This window comes from Klebsiella sp. GB_Kp047 (genome assembly GCF_040065235.1).
GTDB classification, from domain to species: domain Bacteria; phylum Pseudomonadota; class Gammaproteobacteria; order Enterobacterales; family Enterobacteriaceae; genus Klebsiella; species Klebsiella quasipneumoniae.
Map to the genome: position 1 here is coordinate 22,432 of NZ_JBEAJG010000014.1, position 11,823 is coordinate 34,254.

At 58.3% G+C, this 11,823-nt stretch carries 12 protein-coding genes and 1 riboswitch; of the genes, 8 read left to right on the plus strand and 4 right to left on the minus strand.

The features are described 5' to 3' along the window. Positions 1-9: 9 nt before the first annotated feature. Positions 10-133: riboswitch (TPP riboswitch) on the minus strand. Between the two features lie 53 nt (positions 134-186). Further along, positions 187-684, minus strand: a complete 498-nt coding sequence (locus ABLV76_RS07840) for an Rsd/AlgQ family anti-sigma factor (protein WP_004206746.1) — start codon at positions 682-684, stop codon at positions 187-189. Between the two features lie 93 nt (positions 685-777). On the opposite strand from ABLV76_RS07840, the gene nudC reads away from it, so the two are divergent. The 6 genes from nudC to ABLV76_RS07870 all read left to right on the plus strand — a co-directional run bounded on the left by nudC (position 778) and on the right by ABLV76_RS07870 (position 5,140). Continuing rightward, positions 778-1,551, plus strand: a complete 774-nt coding sequence (gene nudC / locus ABLV76_RS07845; protein WP_004206745.1) for an NAD(+) diphosphatase — start codon at positions 778-780, stop codon at positions 1,549-1,551. A gap of 40 nt (positions 1,552-1,591) precedes the next feature. Next, positions 1,592-2,656 (plus strand): uroporphyrinogen decarboxylase, encoded by a 1,065-nt coding sequence (gene hemE, locus ABLV76_RS07850; protein WP_348878268.1) that lies wholly within the window; start codon positions 1,592-1,594, stop codon positions 2,654-2,656. Between the two features lie 12 nt (positions 2,657-2,668). Then, on the plus strand, positions 2,669-3,340 hold the full coding sequence (gene nfi / locus ABLV76_RS07855; RefSeq protein WP_004206743.1) for a deoxyribonuclease V: 672 nt from the start codon (positions 2,669-2,671) through the stop codon (positions 3,338-3,340). A gap of 42 nt (positions 3,341-3,382) precedes the next feature. Next, positions 3,383-3,973 (plus strand): YjaG family protein, encoded by a 591-nt coding sequence (locus tag ABLV76_RS07860; protein WP_004206742.1) that lies wholly within the window; start codon positions 3,383-3,385, stop codon positions 3,971-3,973. 186 nt (positions 3,974-4,159) lie between these two features. Further along, positions 4,160-4,432, plus strand: coding sequence for a nucleoid-associated protein HU-alpha (hupA, locus tag ABLV76_RS07865; RefSeq protein ID WP_002884342.1), 273 nt, complete (start codon positions 4,160-4,162; stop codon positions 4,430-4,432). A 12-nt stretch (positions 4,433-4,444) separates the two neighbouring features. Then, positions 4,445-5,140 (plus strand): DUF1481 domain-containing protein, encoded by a 696-nt coding sequence (locus tag ABLV76_RS07870; RefSeq protein WP_023319466.1) that lies wholly within the window; start codon positions 4,445-4,447, stop codon positions 5,138-5,140. Positions 5,141-5,143: 3 nt separating this feature from the next. On the opposite strand, the gene zraP is transcribed toward ABLV76_RS07870, so the two are convergent. Further along, a complete protein-coding gene (zraP, locus tag ABLV76_RS07875) occupies positions 5,144-5,581 on the minus strand; it encodes a zinc resistance sensor/chaperone ZraP (protein ID WP_017901120.1) in 438 nt (145 codons plus the stop codon). A gap of 259 nt (positions 5,582-5,840) precedes the next feature. On the opposite strand from zraP, the gene zraS reads away from it, so the two are divergent. Beyond that, positions 5,841-7,235, plus strand: a complete 1,395-nt coding sequence (gene zraS, locus ABLV76_RS07880) for a two-component system sensor histidine kinase ZraS (RefSeq protein ID WP_135683963.1) — start codon at positions 5,841-5,843, stop codon at positions 7,233-7,235. Continuing rightward, positions 7,222-8,553 carry a sigma-54-dependent response regulator transcription factor ZraR gene (gene zraR / locus ABLV76_RS07885; protein ID WP_348878269.1) on the plus strand — a complete coding sequence of 444 codons (1,332 nt, stop codon included), beginning with the start codon at positions 7,222-7,224 and terminating at the stop codon, positions 8,551-8,553. Before zraS ends, zraR begins: the two co-directional genes overlap by 14 nt. Here zraR and purD read toward each other — a convergent pair. Both purD and purH read right to left on the minus strand, forming a co-directional pair. Beyond that, positions 8,543-9,838 (minus strand): phosphoribosylamine--glycine ligase, encoded by a 1,296-nt coding sequence (gene purD / locus ABLV76_RS07890; RefSeq protein WP_004206736.1) that lies wholly within the window; start codon positions 9,836-9,838, stop codon positions 8,543-8,545. The genes zraR and purD overlap by 11 nt on opposite strands. Positions 9,839-9,853: 15 nt before the next feature. Continuing rightward, on the minus strand, positions 9,854-11,443 hold the full coding sequence (purH, locus tag ABLV76_RS07895) for a bifunctional phosphoribosylaminoimidazolecarboxamide formyltransferase/IMP cyclohydrolase (RefSeq protein ID WP_004206735.1): 1,590 nt from the start codon (positions 11,441-11,443) through the stop codon (positions 9,854-9,856). Between the last annotated feature and the right edge of the window lie 380 nt (positions 11,444-11,823).

Consider the following 11,823-nt stretch of genomic DNA (forward strand, 5'->3'; position numbering starts at 1 on the left):
TGACGCGAACAGCAGTTTACTCTTGTTCCCTTCGCAGGTATTAGCCTGATCAGGTTCCGCGGATCCCGAATTAACGGTCTCAGCCTTTTCCATGTAGCCTTCACATGGAAAATAAGCACTCCGACAAGATGACATCCCCTCCGGGGAGGGGGAATGGAGGTAAACTACTCGTTAATTGCGCACAACTCAAGCGGTCGGGGCAATATTATCGCGCACCTCATCGCTCAGGTGATGGGCGACGGCGAGGGCGATCAGTTTATCTTCCAGGGCGAAACGCGCTTCCAGCGACTCGCCGATATCCGACAGCGCCTGCTGAAATTCAAGGTAGTTATCATGATCAATGGCGTTTTCGAGGCAGGTATCGTAGTAGTCCATCATCTGCTGGGTATTGGCTTCCAGCTGCGGGTAAAGCCGGGTGGCGGCTAAAAGTGGGGTATCGCCTTCCATTTCGCCAATAATGCGTTCATAAATACTAAAATGACCGGACGAGAGGTAATCCACCAGACTTTGGCAAAAGTCATCCAGCGCCTTTTCGTTTAGCCGCATAAACGACTCTTTGCCCGGTTTCAGGCCAACCAGATTGTAGTAAGCCACGAGCAGATGCTTACGCACTTGTAGCCAGCGATCGACCAGTTCATTACTACCGCCAACGCGCTCCGTCAGATTTTCCAGCTGGTTTAGCATGATTGACTCCGCTAGTTTTGATTTAAATCTGCTCACCAAAATGTAAATATAATGTTAACAACATGCCAGTGAAGCAAAGGTAGTGCAATAGATATGGATCGTATTATTGAAAAATTAGATCGCGGCTGGTGGGTTGTCAGTCACGAACAAAAATTATGGTTGCCTGGTGGAGAATTACCACATGGCGAAGCGGTTAATTTCGATCTTGTCGGCCAGCATGCGCTGCATATTGGCGAATGGCAGGGGGAGCCCGTCTGGATGGTGCGCCAGGATCGCCGCCATGACATGGGATCGTTACGCCAGGTGCTGGATCAGGATCCGGGTCTATTCCAGCTGGCGGGGCGAGGGATCCAGCTTGCCGAATTTTACCGATCGCATAAATTTTGCGGCTACTGCGGCCACCCGATGCATGCCAGTAAAAGTGAATGGGCGATGCTGTGCAGCCACTGCCGTGAACGTTACTATCCGCAAATCGCCCCGTGCATTATCGTCGCTATCCGTCGCGACGATGCGATCCTGCTGGCGCAACATACCCGACATCGCAATGGGGTACACACCGTGCTGGCCGGATTCGTCGAAGTTGGCGAAACCCTTGAGCAGGCGGTCGCCCGTGAGGTGATGGAGGAGAGCGGTATCAAGGTGAAAAATCTGCGCTACGTGACTTCTCAACCCTGGCCGTTCCCGCAGTCGCTGATGACTGCCTTTATGGCGGATTACGCAGAGGGCGATATCGTGGTGGATAAAAAAGAGTTACTCAGCGCGGACTGGTACCGCTACGACGATCTGCCGCTTCTACCGCCGCCAGGTACGGTGGCGCGCCGGCTTATCGAAGATACCGTCGCGATGTGTCGGGCAGAGTTCGAGTGACATGTTACACTGGGCGTATCAACGCTAAAGGAATGTAAAAATGACCGAACTGAAGAACGATCGTTACCTGCGCGCGCTGCTGCGTCAGCCGGTTGATGTCACCCCGGTGTGGATGATGCGCCAGGCGGGCCGCTATTTACCGGAGTACAAAGCCACCCGTGCGCAAGCGGGCGACTTTATGTCGCTGTGTAAAAATGCCGAGCTGGCCTGCGAAGTGACGCTCCAGCCGCTGCGTCGTTATCCGCTGGACGCGGCGATCCTCTTTTCGGACATCCTGACCATCCCGGACGCCATGGGGCTGGGGCTGTACTTTGAGGCAGGCGAAGGCCCGCGCTTCACCTCGCCGGTGAAAAGCAAAGCCGACGTCGACAAGCTGCCAGTCCCGGATCCCGAGCAGGAACTGGGCTACGTGATGAATGCCGTGCGCACCATTCGCCGTGAACTGAAAGGCGAAGTGCCGCTGATCGGTTTTTCCGGTAGCCCATGGACGCTGGCGACCTACATGGTGGAAGGTGGCAGCAGTAAGGCTTTCACCGTCATCAAAAAGATGATGTACGCCGAACCGCAGGCGCTGCACGCGCTGCTGGATAAACTGGCGAAGAGCGTCACCCTGTACCTCAACGCGCAGATCAAAGCCGGCGCGCAGTCAGTAATGATTTTTGACACCTGGGGCGGGGTGCTGACCGGTCACGACTATCAGCAGTTTTCCCTCTACTATATGCATAAAATCGTCGATGGCCTGCTGCGGGAAAACGAAGGCCGCCGCGTGCCGGTGACCTTGTTCACCAAAGGCGGCGGTCAGTGGCTGGAAGCGATGGCGGAGACCGGCTGTGACGCGCTGGGTCTCGACTGGACCACCGATATTGCCGATGCCCGTCGTCGCGTGGGCGACAAAGTCGCGCTGCAGGGCAACATGGATCCGTCCATGCTCTATGCGCCCCCCGCGCGTATTGAAGAAGAAGTCGCGACCATCCTCGCCGGCTTTGGTCAGGGGGAAGGCCACGTCTTTAACCTCGGCCACGGCATCCATCAGGACGTTGACCCTGAGCATGCGGGCGTCTTTGTTAAAGCGGTGCATCGTCTTTCCGCACCCTATCACCAGTAGGAGATCAGCCATATGGATTTAGCCGCACTCCGTATCCAGCAGCAACAGTTAGCCGCGTCGGTAGAGCGCGCGGATCGACTGGATCGTGACCCACCGACGTTGATCGGCGGCGCGGATGTCGGGTTTGAGCAGGAAGGGGAGATCACCCGGGCTGCGATGGTGCTGCTGACCTGGCCTGAACTGGAGCTGGTGGAGTATCAGGTGGCGCGCGTCGCCACTTCCATGCCCTATATTCCCGGCTTTCTCTCGTTTCGCGAAACCCCTGCGCTGCTGGCGGCGTGGGAGCAGCTTTCGCAAAAACCGGACCTGTTGTTTGTTGACGGCCACGGTATCTCCCATCCCCGGCGGCTCGGCGTCGCCAGCCATTTTGGCCTGATGATCGACGTGCCGACCATCGGGGTGGCGAAAAAACGGCTGTGCGGCAAAATCGGCGACCTGGGTGATGAGCCCGGTGCGCTGGCCCCGCTGATGGATAAAAATGAGCAACTGGCTTGGGTCTGGCGCAGCAAAGTGCGCTGCAACCCGCTGTTTATTAGCACCGGCCACCGGGTAGGCATGGACAGCGCTTTAATGTGGGTCGAACGCTGCATGCGAGGCTATCGTCTGCCCGAACCGACGCGCTGGGCCGATGCGGTGGCTTCCCGCCGTCCGTCGTTTGTGCGTTGGCAAGCAAATCACAGCTGATTCAGGTACACTGCGCCTAATTTCTGACTTCGAGAATTCATCATGTTACAAAACCCGATTCACCTGCGCCTGGAGAAGCTGGAAAGCTGGCAGCATGTCACTTTTATGGCCTGCCTGTGCGAGCGTATGTACCCCAACTACGCGATGTTCTGCAAGCAAACCGAGTTTGGCGACGGCCAGCTGTACCGTCGTATCCTGGATCTGATCTGGGAAACGCTGACGGTCAAAGATGCGAAGGTGAATTTCGATAGTCAGCTGGAGAAACTGGAAGAGGCGATCCCGGCGGCAGATGATTTCGACCTGTACGGTGTTTATCCGGCCATAGACGCCTGCGTGGCGTTGAGCGAACTGATCCATTCACGTCTGAGCGGCGAAACGCTCGAGCACGCGATCGAGGTGAGCAAAACCTCTATCACCACCGTGGCGATGCTGGAAATGACCCAGGAAGGTCGCGAAATGACCGACGAAGAGCTGAAAGCGAACCCGGCGGTAGAGCAGGAATGGGACATTCAGTGGGAAATTTTCCGCCTGCTGGCCGACTGCGAAGAGCGTGACCTTGAGCTGATAAAAGGCCTGCGCGCGGACCTGCGTGAGGCCGGCGAGAGCAATATTGGTATAAATTTTCAGCAGTGAGACCAGAAAACGTGATTTACCGCCTGAATTGTAGCGTCTGAAGGCTTCCATTCCGCCCCCCGTCTGGTCTACATTTGGAGGGCGAAAAAAAGTGGCTATCGGTGCGTGTATGCAGGAGGGTGCTTTTTTGGCATTTCCGTCGCACTCGATGCTTAGCAAGCGATAAACACATTGTAAGGATAACTTATGAACAAGACTCAACTGATTGATGTAATTGCGGACAAAGCTGACCTGTCCAAAGCACAGGCTAAAGCTGCCCTGGAATCTACCCTGGCTGCAATTACTGAGTCTCTGAAAGAAGGTGATGCTGTTCAACTGGTTGGTTTCGGTACCTTCAAAGTGAACCACCGCGCTGAGCGTACTGGCCGCAACCCGCAGACCGGTAAAGAGATCAAAATCGCTGCAGCTAACGTGCCGGCATTTGTTTCTGGCAAAGCACTGAAAGACGCAGTTAAGTAAGACCGCGTGGCAGTGAACAGTTTTATCGAAGGGGCTATTAAGCCCCTTTTGTCTGTCTGGCGCCGGCCTCTGGCGCTGGCGGGCATCCTGTTGCTGACTGCCTGCAGCCATAACGCGTCGCTACCACCATTTACCGCCAGCGGTTATGCGGACAACCAGGGGGCGATGCGTATCTGGCGTAAAGATTCTGGCGATGAAGTCCATCTTCTCGCCGCCTTCAGCCCGTGGCGTCACGGGGACACCTCGACCAGCGAATATCGCTGGCAGGGCGATCAGCTGACGCTGATTGAACTCAATGTCTACGGCAAGCCGCCGGAACATATTCGTGCCCGCTTCGACGCGCAGGGCGATCTTAGCTTTATGCAGCGGGAAGTTGACGGGCAGAAGCAGCAACTCTCCAGCGACCAGGTCGCGCTGTACCGTTATCGCGCCGAGCAGATCCGCCAGACCAGCGACGCCCTCCGCCAGGGACGGGTCGTCCTGCGTCAGGGACGCTGGAACGCCGCCGCGCATACCGTGCTGACCTGTGAAGGGCAGACGGTCACGCCCGACCTCGATAGTCGGGCTCTGGCGCACATTGAACGTCGGCAGAGCCACGCTTCCGCCGCGGTGAGCATTGCCTGGCTGGAGGCGCCGGAAGGCTCTCAACTGCTGCTGGTGGCCAATGAAAACTTCTGCACCTGGCAGCCGACGGAAAAAAGCTTCTAACCTTTACCAGTGATTCATGCCCATATGACCGCCGCCGCTACCGCGACAGCCGCCATATCCCATTCCTGCGCCGCGGGGAACGCCAGCCTCAGCCAGGGCGAGATCTAATTTCACCCGCTGCTGATCCAGCTTCTGGCGTAAGCCTTCCATCTCCTGAGCGACGGCTTCAATCTTGCCGCTGTCCGGCTTTTGCGCCGTGAGCAACGCATTGTACTCATAGCGTTTGGACTGCAACTGCTGGCGCAGGGCGCTGGTTTGCTCATAGTAATCGTTATGCAGCTTTTGCGCGGTAGCCTGCTGCTCCTGGGTCAGCTGACTGTAGCCCTGGTTGCCGATCCCGTTATTGTTGCCCCAGTGGTGGTTGGCCCAGGCCGTGTTGCTGCCGAAGGTCAGCGCGGCTAAGGTAACGAGGGCGAGAGGTAAGGTACGGTTCCGTTTCATGGCATTTTCTCCTGTGTGGTTTCTCTCGGTATTGCATCTTTCATGCCAGCCTGAAAAAGCCCGTCCGTGCAGGCCTGCCGAGGCCGTTAAAGAGAAGAGCGAGTAAAAATGACCCGTTCCGCCCGGGACCGGCGAGTCATTTTTACTCGCTAAAGCGCAGGCGATATGTTTGAGAGCAGGTTTGGCCGCGCGGAAACATGGCATGATTTCTGCTGAAAGATCCTGCTGATAGCGGAAAGGAGATGACAAGGACTCGCCGATGAAGATCAAACCTTTTTCCCGGGACGCTGCCGCTGGCGCGCTGAGCTGGCTGCTGACCGGTACGGTAGTGCTGCTGGTGGTGCTGTTCTCCGCGATGATCGTCCGCGACTACGGTCGTGAGACGACCGCCGCCCGACAAACTATCGAGGAGAAGGGGAGCGTACTGATCCGCGCGCTGGAGTCCGGCACGCGCGTTGGCATGGGAATGCGGATGCACCACGCGCAGCTGCAGGCCCTGCTGGAAGAGATGGCCTGGCAGCCGGGCGTCCTGTGGTTCGCGGTGACTGATGACAATGGCGCCATCATCGCCCACAGCGATCCGCAGCAGGTGGGTCAAACGCTCTACAGCCCCGCGCAGATGCGTGCGCTGGCGGTTGGCGAACAGGCTCGCTGGCGGCGGCTTAGCGAGCCGCAGCCGGCCATGGAGATCTATCGCCAGTTTCGCCCGCTCAATCCGGCCCGCGGCCACCATATGGGCATGATGAATCGCGGCAACAGCGCCCTGGCTCAAGCCAGCGTCCCGCAGGTGATTTTTATCGCCTTTGATAGCCGCGAGCTGGATGCCGCGCAGGCCAGGGGGCAGCGTAATATGGCCATCATGCTGGGCGCCGCCGCGTTGGTGACAGCGGCAACGATCCTTGCCCAGTTCTGGTTCCGCCGCTATCGCCGCTCACGGAAACAACTGCTGGAGGCGATGGCCCGCAAAGAGAAACTGCTGGCACTTGGCCATCTGGCGGCAGGCGTGGCGCACGAGATCCGCAATCCGCTCTCGTCGATTAAAGGGCTGGCAAAATATTTTGCCGAGCGCACGCCGCCGGGCGGTGAGTCACATCAGTTAGCGCAGGTGATGGCCAAAGAGGCCGACCGCCTCAATCGGGTGGTCAGTGAGCTGCTGGAGCTGGTCCGGCCCGCGCATTTAAATTACCAGCCGGTGGATATTAACGCGCTTATCCACCACTCATTGCAGTTGGTTAGCCAGGATGCGCAGAGTCGCGGGATCGCGCTGCAATTTACGCCGCGCCCGGAGCTCTCCACGATCAACGCCGATGCCGACCGCCTGAACCAGGTGCTGTTGAACCTGTACCTGAACGCGATGCAGGCGATTGACCGCGACGGCGTCATTCACGTATCGGCAAGTGAAGCCGATCGGCGACGTATGAAAATAGTCGTTAAGGATAGCGGTAAGGGGATGAGCGATGAAGAGCTACAGGCCATCTTCACTCCTTATTTCACCACCAAGGCGGACGGCACCGGGCTGGGGCTGGCGGTGGTGCAGAATATTATCGAACAACATGGCGGGACGATCCGCGCCGAAAGTCAGCCGGGGGCTGGAGCGATATTTACGCTTTGGCTACCGCTGGATGCTCAACGGAGGGAAGATGAGCAGCGATAAGGTACAGATTCTGGTTGTCGATGATGACATCAGCCACTGCACGATCTTGCAGGCGCTGCTGCGCGGCTGGGGCTATCAGGTGGCATTAGCCCACAACGGCCGGCAGGCGCTGGAGCAGATCCATCATCAGGTTTTCGACCTGGTACTGTGCGATATTCGCATGGCGGAGCTGGACGGTATCGCAACGTTAAAAGAGATAAAAGCCTATAACCCGGCGATCCCGGTGCTGATCATGACGGCGTTCTCCAGCGTCGATACGGCGGTGGAGGCCATTAAGTCCGGGGCGCTGGATTATCTGATTAAACCGCTGGATTTTGACACGTTACAGCAGACGTTAGTCCAGGCACTGGCACACACCCGTCATAGCGAGGGCGACCCCAGCGTTGCGACGGATCTACGGTGGGGCATGATTGGCGACAGCCCGGCGATGCAGGCGCTTCTTAACGAAATTACGCTGGTAGCCCCTTCGGACGCGACGGTGCTGATCCATGGGGAGTCGGGAACCGGTAAGGAACTGGTGGCGCGCGCCATCCACGCCTGCAGCGGGCGCGGTGATAAGCCGCTGGTGACGCTCAACTGTGCGGCGCTGAATGAGTCGCTGCTGGAGTCGGAACTCTTCGGCCATGAAAAAGGGGCGTTTACCGGCGCGGATCGGCGACGTGAGGGGCGCTTTGTCGAAGCGGATGGCGGCACGCTGTTCCTCGATGAAATTGGCGATATCTCGCCATTGATGCAGGTGCGTCTGCTGCGGGCGATTCAGGAGCGGGAGGTGCAGCGTGTCGGCAGCAACCAGACGCTTGCCGTTGATGTGCGGCTGATCGCCGCCACCCACCGCAACCTCGCCGAAGAGGTCAGCGCCGGGCGTTTTCGCCAGGATCTCTATTACCGCCTGAACGTCGTGACTATTGAGATGCCGCCGCTGCGCCGGCGCCGGGAAGATATTCCGCAGCTGGCGCAGCACTTTCTCAAACGCTATGCCGAACGCAATCGTAAGGCGGTAAAGGGGTTCACGCCACAGGCGATGGACCTGCTGATCCACTACCCCTGGCCGGGCAATATTCGCGAGCTGGAAAACGCGGTGGAGCGGGCGGTGGTGCTACTGACCGGAAACTATATCTCTGAGCGGGAACTGCCGCTGGCGATCGCCGGTACGCCGCTGCCATCAGGCGGGAGCGAGGAGGGGGGAATTCAGCCGTTAGTGGAAGTGGAGAAAGAGGTGATTCTGGCGGCGCTGGAAAAAACGGGCGGCAACAAAACCGAAGCCGCCCGTCAGTTAGGCATTACGCGGAAAACGCTGCTGGCGAAACTTAGCCGTTAGCCTTTTCACGTTCGATGGCGCGCCAGCCGATATCGCTACGGCTAAAGCTACCGTCCCAGCGAATGTCGGTCAGCAGCTGATAGGCGCGCTGCTGCGCCTGCGCTACGGTATCGCCCAGGGCGGTGACGCACAGTACGCGACCGCCGTTGGTGACCACGCGCTGGTCGTCAGACAGTTTCGTGCCGGCGTGGAAGACTTTACCGTCTGCCGCTTCCTGCTGCGGCAGACCATGGATCTCATCGCCCGTGTTGTAGTTGCCCGGATAGCCGCCGGCGGCAACCACCACGCCCAGCGACGCGCGGTCATCCCACTCGGAGGTTTTCTCATCCAGCTTGCCCGCGCAGGCGGCGAGGCACAGCTCTACCAGGTCGGATTTCATGCGCAGCATGATCGGCTGGGTTTCCGGATCGCCAAAGCGGCAGTTGAACTCAATGACCTTCGGGTTGCCCTGCTTGTCGATCATCAGACCGGCATACAGGAAACCGGTATAGGTGTTGCCTTCCGCGGCCATGCCCTTCACGGTTGGCCAGATAATCCGCTCCATGGTGCGCTGATGGACTTCATCAGTCACGACCGGCGCCGGAGAATAAGCGCCCATCCCACCGGTATTCGGGCCGGTATCGCCGTTGCCGACGCGTTTGTGATCCTGGCTGGTGGCCATCGGCAGGACGTGCTCGCCGTCGACCATCACAATAAAGCTGGCCTCTTCGCCATCGAGGAACTCTTCAATGACGATGCGGTGTCCGGCGTCGCCGAAAGCGTTACCGGCCAGCATGTCTTTGACCGCCGCTTCGGCTTCCTCGAGGGTCATCGCCACGATAACGCCTTTACCCGCCGCCAGACCGTCGGCTTTGATGACGATCGGCGCGCCTTTCTCGCGCAGATAAGCCAGCGCTGGCTCAACGTCGGTGAAGTTCTGATATTCCGCCGTCGGGATATGATGACGAGCAAGGAAATCTTTGGTGAAGGCCTTCGAACCTTCCAGCTGCGCAGCGCCTTCGGTTGGCCCGAAGATGGCCAGCCCGGCGGCACGAAACGCGTCAACCACGCCAATGACCAACGGCGCTTCCGGGCCAACGATGGTCAGGTCGATATTTTCATCCTGGGCGAAGCGAAGCAGCGCCGGAATATCGGTAACGCCGATGGCGACGTTTTGCAGCGACGGCTCCAGCGCGGTACCGGCGTTGCCCGGCGCGACGTAGACGGTATCAACCAGCGGCGATTGGGCCGCTTTCCAGGCCAGGGCGTGTTCGCGCCCGCCGTTGCCGATTACTAATACTTTCATCTGCTGCTCCATGAATTAATGGCGGAAGTGGCGCATGTCGGTGAAGATCATGGCGATGCCGTGTTCGTCAGCGGCGGCAATCACTTCGTCGTCGCGGATAGAGCCGCCCGGCTGAATAACGCAGGTGATGCCGACCGCTGCCGCGGCGTCAATCCCGTCGCGGAATGGGAAGAAGGCGTCAGAGGCCATGGCGGAGCCTTTCACTTCCAGACCTTCATCACCGGCTTTAATTCCGGCGATTTTCGCCGAGTAGACGCGGCTCATCTGACCGGCGCCTATGCCGATGGTCATATTGTCTTTGGCATACACGATGGCGTTGGATTTGACGAATTTCGCCACTTTCCAGCAGAACAGCGCATCGCGCAGCTCTTGCTCGCTCGGCTGACGTTTGCTGACCACGCGCAGTTCACCCGCGGTGACCATACCGAGATCGCGGTCCTGAACCAGCAGACCACCGTTAACGCGTTTGAAATCGAGACCGGCAACGCGCGCATCCCACTGACCGCAGGTCAGTACGCGGACGTTCTGCTTCGCGGCAGTGATTTTCAGCGCTTCTTCGCTGGCGGACGGGGCGATGATCACCTCGACAAACTGGCGAGAGATGATCGCCTGCGCGGTGTCGGCATCCAGTTCGCGGTTGAAGGCGATGATGCCGCCGAACGCGGAGGTCGGGTCGGTTTTGTATGCGCGATCGTAGGCGTCGAGGATCGAGTCGCTAACGGCAACGCCGCATGGGTTAGCGTGCTTAACGATCACGCAGGCCGGTTCGTTGAACTCTTTCACGCACTCCAGCGCCGCATCGGTATCGGCAATGTTGTTATAGGAGAGCGCTTTGCCCTGCAGCTGGGTAGCGGTTGCCACGGAAGCTTCTTTGACATTCTCTTCTATATAGAAGGCAGCCTGCTGGTGGCTGTTTTCGCCGTAGCGCATATCCTGCTTCTTAATGAAGTTCAGATTCAGGGTGCGTGGGAAGCGGCCAGCGGCTTCTTTGCTTTCGCCGTGATAGGCCGGAACCATGCTGCCGAAGTAGTTGGCGATCATGCTGTCATACGCGGCGGTGTGTTCGAAGGCTTTAATGGCGAGGTCGAAGCGGGTGTCCAGCGTCAGGGAGCCTTCGTTGGCGTCCATCTCATTAATGATGGCGGTGTAGTCGCTGCTCTTCACCACGATGGCGACGTCTTTGTGGTTCTTCGCCGCGGAGCGGACCATGGTCGGGCCGCCGATATCGATGTTTTCCACCGCGTCTTCCAGCGAGCATCCTTCGCGAGCGACGGTCTGGGCAAACGGATAGAGGTTAACGACCACCATATCGATAGGCGCGATCCCGTGCTGCTGCATGATGCCGTCATCCTGACCGCGACGGCCGAGGATGCCGCCGTGTACTTTCGGATGCAGGGTTTTCACGCGTCCATCCATCATTTCCGGGAAACCGGTGTAGTCAGAGACTTCGGTTACCGGCAGGCCTTTATCTGCCAGCAGGCGAGCGGTGCCGCCAGTGGACAGCAGCTCGACACCACGAGCGGAAAGCGCCTGCGCGAATTCGACGATACCGGCCTTGTCAGAAACACTGAGCAGAGCGCGGCGGACTGGACGACGTTGTTGCATGGTATTAAATCCCCAGGATTTGAACATTACAGAGAGCGTTAGGTGAGTTTTTGCCTAAAAACTCACCTAACGCACCCAACCGGGCATCCGTGTCATAGCGCGGCATTGTAACGAAAACGTTTGCGCAACGCTCGCGAATTTTTATCTTTCTCTCCAGGCCGGTGAATCTCCTTCTATATAGCTGGCGATCCACGGGGCTAGCGGTCATGTTTTTACGCTCTCCTGTGGATAATTCTGTGTGTAACGAGGTATAAAGCGGGGTTTTGCTGGGGAATGCAGCAGTCAGTCATTTTTCTGCCATTTTTCTATTGCGGGCGCTCGAGAACTCCCTATAATGCGCCTCCATCGACACGGCGGATGTGAATCACTTCACACAAACA

Coding starts and splice junctions, on each gene's coding strand:
- hupA (WP_002884342.1), top strand. CDS start 4,160: ATGAACAAGACTCAACTGATTGATGTAATTGCGGACAAAGCTGACCTG.
- nudC (WP_004206745.1), top strand. CDS start 778: ATGGATCGTATTATTGAAAAATTAGATCGCGGCTGGTGGGTTGTCAGT.
- ABLV76_RS07860 (WP_004206742.1), top strand. CDS start 3,383: ATGTTACAAAACCCGATTCACCTGCGCCTGGAGAAGCTGGAAAGCTGG.
- zraP (WP_017901120.1), bottom strand. CDS start 5,581: ATGAAACGGAACCGTACCTTACCTCTCGCCCTCGTTACCTTAGCCGCG.
- zraR (WP_348878269.1), top strand. CDS start 7,222: ATGAGCAGCGATAAGGTACAGATTCTGGTTGTCGATGATGACATCAGC.
- zraS (WP_135683963.1), top strand. CDS start 5,841: ATGAAGATCAAACCTTTTTCCCGGGACGCTGCCGCTGGCGCGCTGAGC.
- nfi (WP_004206743.1), top strand. CDS start 2,669: ATGGATTTAGCCGCACTCCGTATCCAGCAGCAACAGTTAGCCGCGTCG.
- purH (WP_004206735.1), bottom strand. CDS start 11,443: ATGCAACAACGTCGTCCAGTCCGCCGCGCTCTGCTCAGTGTTTCTGAC.
- purD (WP_004206736.1), bottom strand. CDS start 9,838: ATGAAAGTATTAGTAATCGGCAACGGCGGGCGCGAACACGCCCTGGCC.
- hemE (WP_348878268.1), top strand. CDS start 1,592: ATGACCGAACTGAAGAACGATCGTTACCTGCGCGCGCTGCTGCGTCAG.
- ABLV76_RS07840 (WP_004206746.1), bottom strand. CDS start 684: ATGCTAAACCAGCTGGAAAATCTGACGGAGCGCGTTGGCGGTAGTAAT.